We start from the raw sequence: 16,579 nt of genomic DNA, 5'->3' as shown, positions 1-16,579 counted from the left end.
ATTATCCCAGTTTCAGTTCTTGCGGCTGTTGCGCAGCATGTGGATGCTCGCTACCAGCGTAAACTTTCATTTTCTTGAACATGGCACGACCCAGTGGGTTCTTAGGCAGCATGCCTTTAACGGCCAGTTCAATAACCATCTCTGGCTTGTAGTCGATCAGCTTTTCAAAAGAGATAGACTTCAGGCCACCCGGGTAACCGGTGTGACGATGGTACATTTTGTCGCCAGCTTTGTTGCCGGTAACTTGGATTTTGTCAGCATTAATAACAACGATGTAATCGCCGGTATCAACGTGCGGAGTGAATTCGGGCTTGTGCTTGCCTCTCAGACGGCGAGCAACCTCAGTGGCCAGACGGCCCAGAGTCTGCTCAGCTGCATCGATAACGAACCACTCACGTTTTACGGTTTCTGGTTTCGCGCTGTATGTTTTCATCAATATCTCGCCTTCAAGGGCAGGTTGATTCGAAAAGAGGGCGGCATTCTATAGGAAGGAAAAACCTTCCGCAAGCTGTTAGCGGCCCTAATTGTTCATTCATTGCACTGTTCGGTCACAGACTGAACAGGCACAAAAAAGCCGTACCACCTTCGCGGTACGGCCCATACGCCCCGCCGGACTCAGTAATGTTCCGGGTTACGGAACTTCACCAGACCAAAAATCAGGGTCAGCATGGTCACCATGACGTCGAGCAGAATCGCCAGAGCCATCATGGTTGAAGTATCTTCCTGTTGATCGAACCCCATGGCCTGGCCAGCGTAAAAACAGCCCAGCGCCAGTACAAAACCGATCAGTATGCAGGCAATCAGGAAGTACCCTTTGCCGTCGTCCAGCGACAGCGCTTCTTTCAGTACCTGCTCCTGCAGATACCAGTAGGCTGCCAGACAAAGACCAGCAGCCATCACCATTCCTATAGCAAAATACGCAATCATGTTACCCACCCAATGGATTGATCTCAGCTAAAGCCTAGATCAGTTCAGGTGGGCTTCAAGGCGCAATGAGTACTTTGTCAGTGCTCACGGGTGGCGCGGAACTGAATGTCCGGCCAGCGCTCTTCGGTCAGGCTCAGGTTAACCCGGGTTGGCGCGATGTAGGTCAGGTGACCGCCACCGTCCAGCGCCAGGTTTTCACCACCCTTACGCTTGAATTCTTCAAGCTTGCGGTGGTCGTCACAGTACACCCAACGCGCGGTGTTAACACCCACCGGCTCGTAGATGCACTCTACTTTGTATTCGTCACGCAGACGCTGTTGCACCACGTCAAACTGCAGCACACCCACAGCGCCAAGAATCAGGTCGTTGTTATTCAGCGGCATAAACAGCTGAGTCGCGCCTTCTTCCGACAGCTGCTGCAGACCCTTCTGCAGCTGCTTCATTTTCAGCGGATCTTTCAGGCGCACGCGCTTGAACAGTTCCGGGGCAAAGTGCGGAATACCGGTGAACTTCATGTCGTCACCAAAGGTGAAGGTGTCACCGATCTGAATGGTGCCGTGGTTATGCAGACCAATAATGTCGCCGGAAATGGCTTCTTCTACGGCAGAACGGTCACCGGCAAGGAAGGTGACGGCGTCGGCAATTTTCACGTCCTTGCCGATGCGCACATGCTTCATTTTCATGCCCTTGCTGTAGGTGCCGGAGCAGATACGCATAAAGGCAATACGGTCGCGGTGTTTCGGGTCCATGTTGGCCTGAATTTTAAACACGAAACCGGTGAATTTTTCTTCGTCGGCAACGACCTCACCCTTATCGGTTTCACGTGGCAGCGGCGCCGGCGCCCACTCAACGAAATAGTTGAGCATTTCGCGGATACCGAAGTTCGCCAGTGCCGTACCGAAGAATACTGGGGTCATTTCACCGCGCAGGTACTGCTCAATGTCGAACTCGTGACTGGCGCCACGCACCAGTTCCATTTCGTCCACCAGCTCATCGACCATATCGCCCAGCAGCGCACGCGCTTCCGGTGATTCAAGGCCCTGAATCTGAATATCATCCGGCACGATACTGCCCTGACCCGGCGTGAACACATGCACCGTATCGGTCAGCAGGTTGTAGACGCCTTTGAAGGCCTTACCCATACCAATCGGCCAGGTAACCGGCGCGCATTTGATTCTGAGGATGGTTTCAATCTCGTCCATCACCTCGATGTGATCGCGCACTTCGCGGTCCATCTTGTTGATGAAGGTAAAAATCGGCGTATCACGCAGGCGGCACACTTCCATCAATTTGATGGTACGGTCTTCTACACCTTTGGCGCCGTCGATCACCATCAATACCGAGTCCACCGCCGTCAGTGTGCGGTAGGTATCTTCCGAGAAGTCTTCGTGACCCGGGGTGTCCAGCAGGTTGACGATGCGGTCGTGATACGGGAACTGCATCACCGAGGTGGTAATGGAGATACCACGCTCCTGTTCCATCTGCATCCAGTCAGAAGTCGCCATACGACCGGTTTTCCGGCCTTTCACTGTCCCCGCCAGCTGAATGGCGTTACCCAGCAACAGCAGCTTCTCGGTGATGGTGGTCTTACCCGCATCCGGGTGCGAGATAATACCGAAGGTGCGGCGCTTGGCGACTTCCTGCTGGAATTTGGTCTGGGACATCGTGACAGTTCTTCATCGGGCCACGGCTTCTGGCTGTGGACTTTCGGTTCATGGATGACTGAGGGCGCGCATTTTCGCCGATTAGCCCGCCGGAAACAACGAATCTCCGCCCGTTGGGCTGCAATCGGACATGCCTCTGGTGACAACAAAGCGCCACAGTCTTGATCTGGAGCGCCGCCAGCCATTAGATCCGCCGCCAGCGGCTGGATATACTGCGCCACATGAATAGCAAACTGAATAATCTGCTGCGCCGTCTGGCGTTTCTGCGTCTGTCGATTGCCACCATCTGGCTGATGTTTCTGGCCTGGCTGCAATTTCAGGGTTTTACCAGCCTGCAGGCCGCCTGGGGATTGCTGGCCCTGTATCTGCCGTTGCTGCTGATCAGTGGCTGGCAGGGCTCCCGCCGCGATGTGCGCGACTGGCATCTGCTGCTGCACCTGGCGTTCGAGGCTCAGCTGCTGACCGGCCTGCTGTTTTTTACCGGCGGCGCCACCAACCCCTTTATTTTCTACTTTCTGGTGCTTCTGGTGGTGGGCGCTTACAGCCTGCCGGCGGCCAGCCTGTGGCTGATCGGGCTGCTCAGCATCATCGACTACAGTCTGCTGACCCAGTGGTTCCAGCCGCTGGTCAACCACCAGCTGCACGCCCTGACCGGCAGCTCGCTGTTCGACCTGCATCTGGCCGGCATGTGGCTGACCTTTGTCATCAGCGCCCTGATCGTGATTACCCTGATTCCCCTGATGCTGCGCGCGCAGCAGGAACAGCAGAAAGAAATTCAGCAGCTGCGCGAACAACAACTGAAAAACGAACAGCTGATTGGCATCGCGACACTGGCCGCCGGTACCGCTCATGAAATGGGCACACCGCTGATGACCATGCACATGATTCTGGACGACATTGCCCAGCAGGACGACCACCCGCTGAGCAAACACGATCTGCACATTCTGCGCGAGCAGGTTGCGCTGTGCCGCCAGTCGCTGCAACAGCTGGCCAATTCCGGGCGCACCGCCCATCAGATCGGCCGGCATCAGGCGCACCCATGGCTGGCCCGCCTGCTGCACCGCTGGCGCCTGAGCCACCCCAATGCCCTGTGGGTCGACAACGGCATCGCCTGCGAAGCCATGGTACCCGCCTCCCCCCTGCTCGATCAGGCGCTGCTGAATCTGCTCGACAACGCCGCAGAAGCCGGACAAAAACCCATTCAGCTGCACTCGTTTGTCGACAGCGGTGCCTGGCATCTGAATATTGTGCAGCCCGACCCCGCAGCCGCCGCGCGCATTCAGCAGAACGCTCTTTTCAGCAGCCAGAAAGAACACGGCATGGGCATCGGCCTGTACCTGAGCAACGCCAGCGTCGAACAGTTTGGTGGCACCGTGTTACTGCAGGCGCAAACCAACGGCGGCAGCCTGTGCCGCATCAGCCTGCCTATGAGCCATAAGGACAACGCATGAGTAAGCGCATACTCATCATTGATGACGACATCCATCTGAGTCAGGTACTGGCCCGCAGTCTGGAGCGCCGCGGATACGAAGCCCGCACCGCCACCGACCGCCAGCAAGCCATGGAACAGGCACAGTCGTTTGAGCCGGAATGGATAACGCTGGATCTGCGTCTGGAAGAAGAGTCCGGCCTTGGCTTAATCCGCGACCTGAAACAACAGTTGCCCGACAGCTGCATTGTCATGCTCACCGGCTATGCCAGCATTCCGACCGCAGTTGAGGCGATTAAACTCGGTGCCCACAATTATCTGCATAAACCCGCCACGCTGCAGGAGCTGATTGCTGCCTTCGACGACAGCGAAGTGCCGGTGGAAGAATTGGCCGAAGCCGAAGTGATGTCGGTTGACCGTCTGGAGTGGGAACACATTCAGCGCGTTCTGAACGAACATCAGGGCAATATCTCCGCCACCGCACGGGCACTGAACATGCACCGCCGTACGTTGCAGCGAAAATTGCAAAAATACGCGCCACGCTGAGCAGAACGCTCAGCGGAAATACGAATCTTCGTCGAAGGTGCTGAGCCAGCGCGTATGGAACACCACCATACCGCTGATGAACATGCCGTTGACCACCCCCTCCGGAAACATCATCAGCGGCAAATAACGCAGGTAGTCGTGCCAGATAAGGTCCAGGGTGTACACATTCAGCCACCAAAGAGCGAGGCTCTGGCTGATGTCCGACACCGCGTGCGTGAGCCCGGCGTTAATAAATCCCGCAATCAGAATATAAACAAACGGATTGCGGCGCAGACGCTGCACGACAACAAGATAAAACGCATAACTGAACAGTACGGGCACAACACAGCTCAGCAGATAACTGTACCCGAGCGCCCCCCACCAGAGCTTGCCAGTCAGCGTCAGAACAACCTGCATCAGCAGCGTCACCACCAGCGCCAGACGCCAGCCCATCAGCAACACCACCGCTGTAATTCCCATCAGGTGAAAGCTCAGCCCCGGCAGAATACCTGCCTGCATATTCCACAGCACAGCCAGCGCCACCACACTGCCGGCGAAAAAATGCTGGGCGCTGCGGTTATCACGCAGTGCCGGCCAGTGGTACGTGCGGATGGCGAACAGCAACACCGCCAGTGCCACCAGCGCGGAACTCCACAGAGCCCAGTCCGGCAACAGGACGGCGTCGCGGATCATTCAGACAGATCCAGACAGTAGAGCAGCGCGTCTTCGCTGCCCTGTTCGGTCGGATAATAATTGGGCCGGCAACCGGCCTGACAGAATCCCAGAGACTCATACAGCGCAATGGCTTTGTGGTTCGACTCGCGCACATCCAGAAACCACTGCGTCGCGTGATTATCGAGCAGATGCTGCTGCAGGAAATCCATCAGCGTGCGGCCATAGCCCTTGCCCTGCAGCCGCGGATTGACCGCAATCATCAGCAGTTCGGCTTCACCGGCAATCAGGGTAATGACGGCGTACGCGACCACAGCCCCCTGATCTTCCAGCACCCAGGTGGAACCGGGTTTACTCAGGTAGCGGCGCAGAACCGATTCAGGCCATGGATGAAAATGCGCGGCGCATTCAATCGCCCAGATGGCGTCGAAATCGCCACCCACTGCCGGACGTACAGACATATCAGAGCTCCGCTTGCTGATGCAGCGCCAGCCAGAGCTTCCGTTTTTCAGTGGCCTGCGACATCAGGGCATCGAGAGAGGTTGAGTGGTACAGCGGCCGCACGTCGATGCGGTCGAGCCAGCCGGAGGTTCCTGCTCCGACGGCAATCACGTAGGCAATGCCCTGTTCCGCCAGAAACTGCCATTGGGTGCGCAACGCGTGCAGCGCCACCGGCAGACTCTGATCTTCGTGGGCAGATTCAATAAACGGCCAGCGGAAGCAGACCGGTGCGGCGATAAAATCGCTGCCGCCTTTTATGGCCGACAGTACACGCCAGGCAAAGGCCTGCACGCGGGCCGCTTCATCGGCGGAATCGGTAATCCAGCAGCCGCTGCCGGCGCGCAGAAAATGCAGCTCGAAACGCGGAGGCGCCAGATCAGCGCCGCCCGCCGGCAGTTCGCTCACCAAGGCAGGCGCAGCGCCCGAAGCAACAGGCTGAGCCGTCACAGCCTCCTGAACCAGAGCACGGGGAGCCGCGGCCTGCACTGTGGGTACTTTCTGTGTGGCAGCCGGTAACGCATCGTGCAGTAATTCAGCCGCCAACGGATGTGGCATATGGCCGGTTGCAGCGACCTGATGCGGCGCAGCGTGGCGGGGATGCGCATCTTCCGCCAGCCAGCGGGGCGCCGGGGCGAAAGGCAGCGGCTGGCGGGGAATCCACTGAGTGATTCCCATCGCCTGCAGATAATCGAGCCGCTGCTGTTCGCGCATGGGTTATACGCCGTCGTTCTGCGGATGCTGACGGGCAGCAGAGCCCAGCAGCAGGTTCAGCGCGTGAATATAGGCTTTGGCCGAAGCGACAATGATGTCGGTATCCGCGCCACTGCCATTGACGATACGGCCGCCTTTTTCCAGACGCACGGTGACTTCACCCTGCGAGTCGGTGCCCTGGGTAATGGCGTTCACAGAGTACAGCAGCAGGTTGGCACCAGATTCAGCAATGCTGTCGATAGCTTTCAGCGCTGCATCGACCGGACCGCTACCCTGTGCTTTGGCGCGCTTTTCGGTGCCGTTGTGATTCACCACCACTTCCGCCACCGGGGTTTCTCCAATGGCGGAATGGGATTCCAGCGCCACCAGCTTGAAGGTTTCCGGCGCGGCGTCGTTGATGGTTTCGCTGACCAGCGCCTGCAGGTCTTCGTCGAAAATTTCGTGTTTTTTATCCGCCAGATCTTTGAAGCGGGCGAAGGCTTCGTTCAGCGCGGCATCGGTTTCAAAGGTCACGCCCAGCTCTTCCAGACGACTGCGGAACGCGGCACGGCCAGAGTGCTTACCCATCACCATTTTGTTGGCGCCCCAGCCCACATCTTCGGCCTTCATGATTTCGTAGGTTTCGCGATGCTTGAGCACGCCGTCCTGGTGAATGCCAGACTCATGGGCAAAGGCGTTGGCGCCGACGATGGCTTTGTTTGGCTGCACCGGAAAACCGGTAATCGAAGACACCAGACGCGACGTCGGCACAATCTGCGTGGTGTCGATGTTGGTGCTGATGTTGAACAGGTCATGGCGGGTACGGGTCGCCATCACGATCTCTTCCAGCGCCGCGTTACCGGCACGCTCGCCCAGGCCGTTGATGGTGCACTCTACCTGACGGGCGCCATTGGCCACCGCCGCCAGAGAGTTAGCCACCGCCAGACCGAGGTCGTTGTGGCAGTGCACCGAGAAAATGGCTTTGTCGGAGTTCGGGATACGCGTCAGCAGGGTTTTGATCTTGTGACCGAACTCTTCCGGAATAGCGTAGCCCACGGTATCCGGAATGTTGATGGTACGAGCACCAGCGTTAATCGCGGCTTCGATGATGCGGCACAGGAAATCGTTTTCAGAGCGGCCGGCGTCTTCGCAGGAGAACTCCACATCTTCAACGAAACTGCGGGCTTTCTTCACCGCATAGATGGCCTGCTCAACCACCTGATCCGGCTGCATACGCAGCTTGTACTGCATGTGAATCGGCGAAGTGGCGATAAAGGTATGGATACGCGCGCGTTCGGCTTTTTTCAGCGCTTCGGCGGCGTGTTCCAGGTCGCGGTCAACCGCACGGGCCAGACTGCAGATGGTACTTTCGCGTACCGCTTCGGCCACCGCCTGAATGGCGGCAAAGTCGCCCGGTGAGGCTGCAGCAAAGCCGGCTTCAATGACGTCAACGCGCATTTTTTCCAGCGCTTTACCGATACGGACTTTTTCTTCCTTGGTCATGGATGCGCCCGGGCTTTGTTCGCCATCGCGCATGGTGGTATCGAATATGACCAGACGGTCTTGCTGACTCATGATGCTGCTCCGCTGCCAAATAAAATCGGGCGTACAGTATACGCCCGATCAATGCCCTTGGCAGCAAACGCTTAGGCCACTCAGCGGATTGGAGTGGCCGTGAGGTTGGTGGTCATATTCAGGTTCTGCATCACGATGCCTGAGAACACGGTCTGCGGCAGAGCCACGTCCGGATGCTTGAGCTGAACCTGGTCAATCTGAAAGTCTTTGAACGACACATTCCCCTGCACCGCAAAACCCAGCGGGCGCAGTGCTTCCTGAGCCGACGTCGGATTGGCGACATAGGTGTACGTAGTGCGGGTATCGTCGTCATAAATTAACTCGTCACCCTGATTACCGCTCACGCCGTTGTCGTCTGTGCCGTTGGTTTTCTTCAGCACTTTGGTTTCGTACACGTCGATTTTCAGGTTGGCCTGAAAACCGTAATCGTTGGTGTCCGTCGCCCCCAGACCATCATTGGTGCTGTAGCCATCGAAAATAATCTGCGTACCTGTGCCATTGACGAAATTTCCGTCAACGTCTGTATCGCGGTTATTTTCCCAGGTCAGGCGGTTACGGGCGGTTGAGCCGTCGGAGGTCAGACCTTCAGCAGCAAACGCTGCTTTTAAAGCAACCGTCATACCCTGATCGCCACGGTCTTCCCAGCGTCCGCCGCCATTGCTGCACGCCGATTCATCGGATGCGCTGGCACCGACACACACAGCGCCGGCACCACCCGGATTAATGGTCAGTGACGAGCCTTTTTCAAACCGTTCCAGCACAATGCGGCCGAGGCTGGTACCCGTTTCTTTATCGCCCCACATCATGTTGTCGACGTCCATGGTGCTCCATTGCTCAGTGCGATTCACGCTGATGCCTGTGCTGCTGACGTCCATCTGAATGCCGCGCAAATGAATATCGTAATTGACGCCGGTCGCCCAGATACCATTGCCGTTTTCATCGATCGACAACCCGATGTTGGTGTCACTGAAGAGGTAATCGCCATCAATCTGAATACCACCGCCACTGACGCCGCCTGCCGTGATCTGGGTGTAACCATCCAGGGTAAAATCCATCGCCTGAAAAACTTCCAGCGACAGCAGCAGTTCAGCACCGCCCTGCAAAGGCGCGTCTTTGGTGCCGACCCGCAGACCGTCGATACTGTAGCTGCCCTGGAATCGGTTCATGCCCATAGCAATCGCGGTTTTATCCGCTGTTGCACTGTTGTTGTCGTGATCAAATGAGCGTACGTCCAGCGTCAGATTACCGGTGCCGTAACTTTCAATGCCGCTGACGACCACCATGCGACCGTCATCGATATACGCCGCCTCAGCGTTGGCGAGGTTCCATTCAACCGCCGCCGACAGGCCATCGCTGGTTCCGTCAAAGCCAGAATAAAAATCGCTGGCGTAACTGGCAATTGCCGTTGGTAGTGCCGCGTAATCCGGCTGAACAATACCGGGGTAAAAGGCGACCTGATTCGTATAGCCGTTGCCATCGCTGAACAGAAAATCGAGCTGAATGGCGCCCACAGGACGACTGCTGTCACCGATCAGAATGTTGTTGGTATTGAACGAGCCTTCAAGTTCATCGACGCCAATCAGCAAGTGATCAGACATCACATCAAAGGTCATATTGGAAATATTCAGCTCGCCGTTAAAGTCACCCATCAGCAGCGAGTTGCCGTCATCGGTAAAACGAACGTAGTTCGCACTGTCGTTCAGAATACTGATATTGGCATTCATGCTCAGGCCCTGAGTACCCTGGCGGCCGCCAGCATAAAGCTCAATATTGCCGGACAATGCGAGACTGCCTGCGAGCGTTCCCAGTGACACATCACCCAGTTTCATGCCGCCGGTAGAGAATGCGTAACTGAACGTGCCCAGGTCGAGATTCAGCCCTGTGCGTGAACCGTCATAGGCATCACCGATGGCCAGATCTGTGATATCCGCGTCATAACCAATATCGTCAAAGCTCATGGAATGCCCGTTCGTCGTCCAGATTAACTCGGCATCCGAAATCGACGTCTGATAACTGCCTTCCACATAATTACTGCTGTCAGACGCTGCGCCCATCACCAGATTGCTGCTGGCACTGTAGTTCAGCCGCAGCTGACCAACGCTGGCCGTCGAATCGTTAATACGCAGAGCACCGATACTGATGGTCGTTGGTTGCGTCGTTGACGCCACATGCAGACGCCCGGCGTCATCGATATCGATAACCCGGCTAACCACTGCGGTCTGTGAGATGTCCGACTGGCTACCGATCTGAATGTCCTGCAACTGCAGTCGGTTACCGTCTTCGGTATAGGTGATTTCATCAATCGCCAGCTTCATACCGGTTTCCAGCGTCACCCCGGCCTGACCATTAACCGTTTGCAGCTGAGCATCATCCATCGGCTGCATACCGGCAAACGCCAGCTCTGGTGCAGCACATAAAATAACGGGAAGTATTTTTTTCATTATGGATTCCCCGTCGGAAAGACCAGCAGGTTCCCTTCAAGCTTCACCGGACCATTAATCTCCATGGTCATAATATCGGTCTGCTGATACCCGGAATCGGTTGGGCGCGCGCTGTTGGCGTTGGCCACGGTGAAAGACACGTTTTCGTAATCGACGCCGTTCGGCAAACCGAATTCCAGCACGTCGGCATTAAACAACGCACCATCGCCGTCAAAACCGGAATCAATATGTCGCGTACGGAGTGTCAGCCCTTCAAAGGAAAAGCGGCCGCGGATGTTATCCAGTACAAACCAGCCTGTTCCCGAAGCGCCGGTATTCACCGCAATTCGGGCACCGCAACGACTGTCCGTCGTGGAACTATCACAAGTGGCCTGCCAGTAACTCGGACCATCGACGTTCAGCGGGCCGCCGCTTTCGTTAATGGTGATATCGCCCGACAGATAAACCCCGCCCTGCCCGGACACAGAACCGAGATCATCAGTGCTCATAGGCTCCATCGCATGGATCAGCGAGGAGAAGAAAACGCAGCCAGAAAGAATCAGCTTCATAGGTGCCTCACAGATCATGACTGGTTGCACGCAGATACTGAATCTGCAGATTAGCGACGGTTGCAGAGCCGAAATCTTTACCACCAACGCTCAGGTTCTGGATATAAATATCCGTTCTTGGGCCGTTATTGTAAAAATCCTGATAAAAGGCAGTCGTCTTTCCAGCAATACTACCCACCTCAACGGTGAAATTGCCGTCGCCATCTACCTCAAAAGTAACGGGCTGCTCTTCACCGTATCCTATAGCGCTTTCGAGAACATAATTCTGAATATTCACGCTCTGGCCGCAATTGTTTCCATCCGCATCACAGGCAAACATCGAAAGACTGGCGGCGTAGAAATTGAGATTAATATTACCCACCATCTCATTGTCAGAACCCCATAGGCGGATGTAGGAGCCGTCTACACTGACTCCGGTTGCATGCGCCTCCAGCGACTGCGCAAGCACACCGTTCTCCATAAGATCAAAGCGAACACCGAGATCGGCAAGCTCTGTAGCACGACCGCTCAGTACGGAGGTATCAACACCTGAAATGGAATCGACTCTTGTGCCCGATGCTACCTGCTGACCCGGATAACGGCTTTCCGTTCTGTTTTCCATGTTGTAGCCGAGCAGGCTCTCAGGCTTTTCGGAAGAGCTACCCGTGAATCGCTCTGGCGCTGCGAATTCAAAGACGGCTTTATCAGCAATGCCGATGTCATCGCCGTCAACCAGTTCGATGTTCCACGGATAAAGAAGACGTCCTAAATTCACCGTATTACCGGTGACATTTTGCCCCTGATTACTGCCATCGCCGGCAATATACAACTGAGAAATGCTCAGCTCGACTGGCTCCCCATCGGCGTTATTAATACCGGTAATATCCAAACGATTACCGCTGGCAACATCACTGCCCGCCTCAAAAGAAAAGTTCTCAAGCACTAGACCAATACCTTCACCGTTGACGCTGCCAAGGGCATCATCGTCGAGATGCTGCAACTCAGCGGATGCCAGCGAAGAAAAGCCACTGATAAGGACCAATACTGACAATGAAAGCTTAGTCATAGTAGGGATCCAGAAATTTGGTTCGGATGCGTTCGATACCGTTAAACGAGTTATCGAAGTTAACGCTGATACCACCGTTAGGAATATTCATAAAAGCGCCAGAAACGGTTGGCGTTTCTTTACCCGCGTCGACCCAGTTCACAGCCTCAGACTGGAAGGAAAGAAATGCGCCTGTTGCCGGCGCCCCATTCTGGCCAATATTTAATGTCCTGAACGACTTAAGCTGGAAGCAAGTTGCAATACCCAAAATTGCACAGTTACTGGCTGTAAGATAGGAAGTTACACCACTAAGAGCGCCACAACCGGATACACACTCCAAAGAGTTGCCGTTAGCAAGGCCTACACCGGTCGCACGAATGGGGTCTTTATTCCCATTATTAGGATTCAGCAATACGGCCGGACTCACAGACTGCATGATGGTTGTGTCGGAAATTCCGGCAACACCCAGCAAGAACCGGACAAACCCTGATGCGTTGTCACGAATTGGTTTTGCGGGCCCCTTTACTTCTACTTCGAGATTGCCCGTCAGATACTCGATATTTCCGCTCAATTTCCCCAGCGCCGAACCAAAGCCTATACGGACACCAACGAGATCATTGCCATCGAAAGCCAACTCAAAGAAGGGGTCTGTGATGTGAAAAGGGTTAAGCGTGCCGTCATCATTGACCGAACCCAAGGCAAAGTCATTGATTCTGATATCGCTGGAGCCCGATTGATAGTTTTCTGGATCATCACCTCGCTCATACCTTCCCATATCAATCAGATCAGCGTTTGCGGACAAGTCGACGTCCATACCGAAGGTGAACTTGGTAAAGTCGAGACTCTGAGAATTGGTTGATCGGTCAATCTGGATAAATGCCTGCCCAGTATGATCTCCGAGTTCGGAATCAGACAGAGGCTCCAGACTTGCGAAAGCAAATGGAGAGATGAGCGCTGAAACAACGAGCGACGCTATTGTTTTCATGCAACAGAACCAGGTGAGAGGCAACTTTCTAAACGACGCTCAGAACAGAGCTAAGAAAATCACACATTATTTTTATAGTTTGGCTGTCAAGCTTACCCCTTGTGCAGCTGTGATCAACGGTAATTAGAAGTACGATCGTACTCTTTACACAAATTTTTAACGGAATTTATCAGGCGTTCCAAGAGTGGAATTGAAACAGCTGTATTGGTTAAGAAACGTTATGTAATTGTTTGTATATTCACGCCATTCCAAAACTAAAGTCCCAATATTAATTTTGAATCGTAGCGACACAAAGCAGGTAAGTATTGCTAGTTCAGCCTGAAAGAGTTCTTGTAAACAAAGATACGGAGCATGCCTCAACGACCTGTCAGTGAGAGCTTCAATCTGCCAGAGAAAAGCCGCTGGTCTTCGGCAAAGGCGATACGCTTCTGCTGGCGGCAAAGACCAGCACCAGAGCCATCCTGCTGCGCGGAACGCCATTGCGTGAGCCAGTGGTGCACTACGGTCCGTTTGTGATGAATACGGCGGAGGAGATCCGTCAGGCGATTGAGGATTACAACCGCGGCGATTTCGGCCGCAGCTGAACGGGGGTTGAGACTGCGAGGCCCAGAGAGATACACATCGAGATAAAACCAGAAGAGCCCGCGTTGCGGGCTTTTTGGTGCCCCATCAGGCAGAGGTTAGCAGGATTGCCCGGAGGTCTGTTTTCTGGAGATCCGTTCCTCCAAAGCCTTTTCTCCGGCCCACCTTAGATCCTGAGCTTGTCTGGGCCCAGGCAGCAACGTCATCGCACCACTTTTTCAATCGCCCAAAAAGAAAAAACCCCAGCAGGCTAGCCTACTGGGGTTTTAGATTAAGAGCTTGACGATGACCTACTCTCACATGGGGAGACCCCACACTACCATCGGCGATGCTGCGTTTCACTTCTGAGTTCGGAATGGATTCAGGTGGTTCCACAGCTCTATGGTCGTCAAGCAAACTGGTTTTTCACTTCCCCAGTCTTACCGCTTATTGCGTGCAGGAAGTAAAAAATTCGGTTGGATACATGAGTATAATTGGGATTCTCTTGCGAACCGGCGGTTGCCTGTTCTGTCTTTTAACTTAGGCTTGTATCACACACCAAGTTTGGGTGTTATATGGTCAAGCCTCACGGGCAATTAGTATCAGTTAGCTCAACGCCTCACAACGCTTACACACCTGACCTATCAACCTGGTAGTCTTCCAGGGCCCTTTAGGAAGCTTAAAGCTTCAGTGAGATCTCATCTTGAAGGAGGCTTCACGCTTAGATGCTTTCAGCGTTTATCCCGTCCGAACATAGCTACCCGGCAGTGCCACGGGCGTGACAACCGGAACACCAGAGGTTCGTTCACTCCGGTCCTCTCGTACTAGGAGCAACTCTTCTCAAATCTCAAACGCCCACGGCAGATAGGGACCGAACTGTCTCACGACGTTCTAAACCCAGCTCGCGTACCACTTTAAATGGCGAACAGCCATACCCTTGGGACCGGCTTCAGCCCCAGGATGTGATGAGCCGACATCGAGGTGCCAAACACCGCCGTCGATGTGAACTCTTGGGCGGTATCAGCCTGTTATCCCCGGAGTACCTTTTATCCGTTGAGCGATGGCCCTTCCATACAGAACCACCGGATCACTATGACCTACTTTCGTACCTGCTCGACGTGTCTGTCTCGCAGTTAAGCCGGCTTGTGCCATTACACTAACCTCCTGATGTCCGACCAGGATTAGCCGACCTTCGTGCTCCTCCGTTACTCTTTGGGAGGAGACCGCCCCAGTCAAACTGCCCACCATACACTGTCCGCAACCCGGATAACGGGCCGACGTTAGAACCTCAAACATACCAGGGTGGTATTTCAAGGATGGCTCCACCGAGACTGGCGTCTCAGCTTCAAAGCCTCCCACCTATCCTACACAGATATGTTCAAAGTTCAGTGCAAAGCTACAGTAAAGGTTCACGGGGTCTTTCCGTCTAGCCGCGGGAACGCTGCATCTTAACAGCGAGTTCAATTTCACTGAGTCTCGGGTGGAGACAGCTCCGCCATCATTACGCCATTCGTGCAGGTCGGAACTTACCCGACAAGGAATTTCGCTACCTTAGGACCGTTATAGTTACGGCCGCCGTTTACCGGGGCTTCGATCAAGAGCTTCGCTTGCGCTAACCCCATCAATTAACCTTCCGGCACCGGGCAGGCGTCACACCCTATACGTCCACTTTCGTGTTTGCAGAGTGCTGTGTTTTTAATAAACAGTTGCAGCGGACTGGTATCTTCGACCGGTCTCAGCTTACGGGGCAAGCCCTTCACCAAAACCGGCGCACCTTCTCCCGAAGTTACGGTGCCATTTTGCCTAGTTCCTTCACCCGAGTTCTCTCAAGCGCCTTGGTATTCTCTACCTACCCACCTGTGTCGGTTTCGGGTACGGTCTCTTTGTAACTGAAGCTTAGAGGCTTTTCCTGGAAGCTTGGCATCAACCACTTCGGACTCCGTAGAGTCACCGTCATCAGTTCTCAGCATTAAGATCCCGGATTTGCCTAAGATCTCTGCCTACCACCTTAAACACGGACAACCAACGCCGTGCTGGCCTAGCCTTCTCCGTCCCCCCATCGCATTACAAAGAGGTGCGGTAATATTAAACCGCTTCCCATCGACTACGCATTTCTGCCTCGCCTTAGGGGCCGACTAACCCTGCCCCGATTAACGTTGGACAGGAACCCTTGGGTTTCCGGCGAGGGGGTTTTTCACCCCCTTTGTCGTTACTTATGTCAGCATTCGCACTTCTGATACCTCCAGCCTGGTTCACACCTTGACCTTCAACGGCTTACAGAACGCTCCTCTACCATGCACAAAGTGCATCCGTAGCTTCGGTGTACAGTTTGAGCCCCGTTATATCTTCCGCGCAGGCCGACTCGACTAGTGAGCTATTACGCTTTCTTTAAAGGGTGGCTGCTTCTAAGCCAACCTCCTAGCTGTTTTAGCCTTCCCACATCGTTTCCCACTTAACTGTAACTTTGGGACCTTAGCTGACGGTCTGGGTTGTTTCCCTTTTCACGACGGACGTTAGCACCCGCCGTGTGTCTCCCGTGATTGAACTCATGGGTATTCGGAGTTTGCAAAGGGTTGGTAAGTCGAGATGACCCCCTAGCCTTAACAGTGCTCTACCCCCCATGGTTAGACACGAGGCGCTACCTAAATAGCTTTCGAGGAGAACCAGCTATCTCCGGGCTTGATTAGCCTTTCACCCCTATCCACAAGTCATCCCCTACCTTTTCAACGGGAGTGGGTTCGGTCCTCCAGTTGATGTTACTCAACCTTCAACCTGCTCATGGATAGATCGCCCGGTTTCGGGTCTATACCCAGCGACTGAAACGCCCATTTAAGACTCGGTTTCCCTACGGCTCCGCTATTCGCTTAACCTTGCCACTGAATATAAGTCGCTGACCCATTATACAAAAGGTACGCAGTCACCGAACTAAGTCGGCTCCCACTGCTTGTACGTACACGGTTTCAGGATCTATTTCACTCCCCTCACAGGGGTTCTTTTCGCCTTTCCCTCACGGTACTGGTTCACTATCGGTCAATAA

14 protein-coding genes and 2 rRNA genes (1 of these 16 only partly in view) are annotated in these 16,579 nt (G+C 54.6%); 3 read left to right on the top strand and 13 right to left on the bottom strand.

The window, feature by feature from the left end; genetic code table 11:
* Position 1: 1 nt before the first annotated feature.
* The 3 genes from rplM to ACQUQU_RS00835 all read right to left on the bottom strand — a co-directional run bounded on the left by rplM (position 2) and on the right by ACQUQU_RS00835 (position 2,591).
* The gene (rplM, locus tag ACQUQU_RS00845) at positions 2–433 is read right to left on the bottom strand and encodes a 50S ribosomal protein L13 (protein WP_430462998.1); all 432 of its coding nucleotides are present in this window, start codon (positions 431–433) and stop codon (positions 2–4) included.
* Between the two features lie 182 nt (positions 434–615).
* Entirely contained in the window at positions 616–897 is a 282-nt protein-coding gene (locus ACQUQU_RS00840) for a hypothetical protein (RefSeq protein ID WP_430461356.1), read from the bottom strand.
* Between the two features lie 107 nt (positions 898–1,004).
* Positions 1,005–2,591, bottom strand: a complete 1,587-nt coding sequence (locus tag ACQUQU_RS00835; RefSeq protein ID WP_430461355.1) for a peptide chain release factor 3 — start codon at positions 2,589–2,591, stop codon at positions 1,005–1,007.
* Positions 2,592–2,812: 221 nt separating this feature from the next.
* Between ACQUQU_RS00835 and ACQUQU_RS00830 the strand changes: the two genes are divergently transcribed.
* Positions 2,813–4,042 (top strand): ATP-binding protein, encoded by a 1,230-nt coding sequence (locus tag ACQUQU_RS00830; protein WP_430461354.1) that lies wholly within the window; start codon positions 2,813–2,815, stop codon positions 4,040–4,042.
* The gene (locus ACQUQU_RS00825) at positions 4,039–4,566 is read left to right on the top strand and encodes a response regulator transcription factor (protein WP_430461353.1); all 528 of its coding nucleotides are present in this window, start codon (positions 4,039–4,041) and stop codon (positions 4,564–4,566) included. The genes ACQUQU_RS00830 and ACQUQU_RS00825 overlap by 4 nt, the downstream gene beginning before the upstream one ends.
* Before the next feature lie 9 nt (positions 4,567–4,575).
* On the opposite strand, the gene ACQUQU_RS00820 is transcribed toward ACQUQU_RS00825, so the two are convergent.
* The 8 genes from ACQUQU_RS00820 to ACQUQU_RS00785 form a co-directional block, all read right to left on the bottom strand.
* Positions 4,576–5,238 carry an energy-coupling factor ABC transporter permease gene (locus ACQUQU_RS00820; protein WP_430461352.1) on the bottom strand — a complete coding sequence of 221 codons (663 nt, stop codon included), beginning with the start codon at positions 5,236–5,238 and terminating at the stop codon, positions 4,576–4,578.
* On the bottom strand, positions 5,235–5,678 hold the full coding sequence (gene rimI / locus ACQUQU_RS00815) for a ribosomal protein S18-alanine N-acetyltransferase (protein WP_430461351.1): 444 nt from the start codon (positions 5,676–5,678) through the stop codon (positions 5,235–5,237). The genes ACQUQU_RS00820 and rimI overlap by 4 nt, the downstream gene beginning before the upstream one ends.
* 1 nt (position 5,679) lies before the next feature.
* The gene (locus ACQUQU_RS00810; RefSeq protein ID WP_430461350.1) at positions 5,680–6,429 is read right to left on the bottom strand and encodes a hypothetical protein; all 750 of its coding nucleotides are present in this window, start codon (positions 6,427–6,429) and stop codon (positions 5,680–5,682) included.
* Positions 6,430–6,432: 3 nt separating this feature from the next.
* Positions 6,433–7,983 (bottom strand): 2-isopropylmalate synthase, encoded by a 1,551-nt coding sequence (locus ACQUQU_RS00805; protein ID WP_430461349.1) that lies wholly within the window; start codon positions 7,981–7,983, stop codon positions 6,433–6,435.
* A gap of 80 nt (positions 7,984–8,063) precedes the next feature.
* The gene (locus ACQUQU_RS00800) at positions 8,064–10,424 is read right to left on the bottom strand and encodes a DUF6160 family protein (protein WP_430461348.1); all 2,361 of its coding nucleotides are present in this window, start codon (positions 10,422–10,424) and stop codon (positions 8,064–8,066) included.
* A complete protein-coding gene (locus tag ACQUQU_RS00795; protein WP_430461347.1) occupies positions 10,424–10,912 on the bottom strand; it encodes a hypothetical protein in 489 nt (162 codons plus the stop codon). The genes ACQUQU_RS00800 and ACQUQU_RS00795 overlap by 1 nt, the downstream gene beginning before the upstream one ends.
* A gap of 67 nt (positions 10,913–10,979) precedes the next feature.
* Positions 10,980–12,017 carry a hypothetical protein gene (locus ACQUQU_RS00790; RefSeq protein ID WP_430461346.1) on the bottom strand — a complete coding sequence of 346 codons (1,038 nt, stop codon included), beginning with the start codon at positions 12,015–12,017 and terminating at the stop codon, positions 10,980–10,982.
* Positions 12,010–12,981: a hypothetical protein gene (locus ACQUQU_RS00785; RefSeq protein ID WP_430461345.1), complete on the bottom strand. Its 972-nt coding sequence runs from the start codon at positions 12,979–12,981 to the stop codon at positions 12,010–12,012. The genes ACQUQU_RS00790 and ACQUQU_RS00785 overlap by 8 nt, the downstream gene beginning before the upstream one ends.
* 401 nt (positions 12,982–13,382) lie before the next feature.
* On the opposite strand from ACQUQU_RS00785, the gene ACQUQU_RS00780 reads away from it, so the two are divergent.
* Positions 13,383–13,565 carry a pirin-like C-terminal cupin domain-containing protein gene (locus tag ACQUQU_RS00780; RefSeq protein ID WP_430462997.1) on the top strand — a complete coding sequence of 61 codons (183 nt, stop codon included), beginning with the start codon at positions 13,383–13,385 and terminating at the stop codon, positions 13,563–13,565.
* Between the two features lie 275 nt (positions 13,566–13,840).
* Here the strand turns inward: ACQUQU_RS00780 and rrf are convergent.
* A 5S ribosomal RNA gene (gene rrf / locus ACQUQU_RS00775) occupies positions 13,841–13,956 on the bottom strand.
* A 161-nt stretch (positions 13,957–14,117) separates the two neighbouring features.
* Positions 14,118–16,579, bottom strand: a 23S ribosomal RNA gene (locus ACQUQU_RS00770); it runs 427 nt beyond the window's last position.

This window comes from Thalassolituus sp. LLYu03, assembly GCF_050507655.1.
Lineage (GTDB): Bacteria > Pseudomonadota > Gammaproteobacteria > Pseudomonadales > Oceanobacteraceae > Venatoribacter.
Note: the sequence above shows the minus strand (reverse complement) of the source record. Positions and strands in the feature narration are given on the sequence as shown.

What these genes read in the sequence shown, in the direction of transcription:
- ACQUQU_RS00805 (WP_430461349.1), bottom strand. Translation starts at nt 7,983, where the DNA reads ATGAGTCAGCAAGACCGTCTGGTCATATTCGATACCACCATGCGCGAT.
- ACQUQU_RS00820 (WP_430461352.1), bottom strand. Translation starts at nt 5,238, where the DNA reads ATGATCCGCGACGCCGTCCTGTTGCCGGACTGGGCTCTGTGGAGTTCC.
- ACQUQU_RS00795 (WP_430461347.1), bottom strand. Translation starts at nt 10,912, where the DNA reads ATGAGCACTGATGATCTCGGTTCTGTGTCCGGGCAGGGCGGGGTTTAT.
- ACQUQU_RS00800 (WP_430461348.1), bottom strand. Translation starts at nt 10,424, where the DNA reads ATGAAAAAAATACTTCCCGTTATTTTATGTGCTGCACCAGAGCTGGCG.
- ACQUQU_RS00790 (WP_430461346.1), bottom strand. Translation starts at nt 12,017, where the DNA reads ATGACTAAGCTTTCATTGTCAGTATTGGTCCTTATCAGTGGCTTTTCT.
- ACQUQU_RS00830 (WP_430461354.1), top strand. Translation starts at nt 2,813, where the DNA reads ATGAATAGCAAACTGAATAATCTGCTGCGCCGTCTGGCGTTTCTGCGT.
- rimI (WP_430461351.1), bottom strand. Translation starts at nt 5,678, where the DNA reads ATGTCTGTACGTCCGGCAGTGGGTGGCGATTTCGACGCCATCTGGGCG.
- ACQUQU_RS00835 (WP_430461355.1), bottom strand. Translation starts at nt 2,591, where the DNA reads ATGTCCCAGACCAAATTCCAGCAGGAAGTCGCCAAGCGCCGCACCTTC.
- ACQUQU_RS00825 (WP_430461353.1), top strand. Translation starts at nt 4,039, where the DNA reads ATGAGTAAGCGCATACTCATCATTGATGACGACATCCATCTGAGTCAG.
- ACQUQU_RS00810 (WP_430461350.1), bottom strand. Translation starts at nt 6,429, where the DNA reads ATGCGCGAACAGCAGCGGCTCGATTATCTGCAGGCGATGGGAATCACT.
- rplM (WP_430462998.1), bottom strand. Translation starts at nt 433, where the DNA reads ATGAAAACATACAGCGCGAAACCAGAAACCGTAAAACGTGAGTGGTTC.
- ACQUQU_RS00785 (WP_430461345.1), bottom strand. Translation starts at nt 12,981, where the DNA reads ATGAAAACAATAGCGTCGCTCGTTGTTTCAGCGCTCATCTCTCCATTT.
- ACQUQU_RS00840 (WP_430461356.1), bottom strand. Translation starts at nt 897, where the DNA reads ATGGCTGCTGGTCTTTGTCTGGCAGCCTACTGGTATCTGCAGGAGCAG.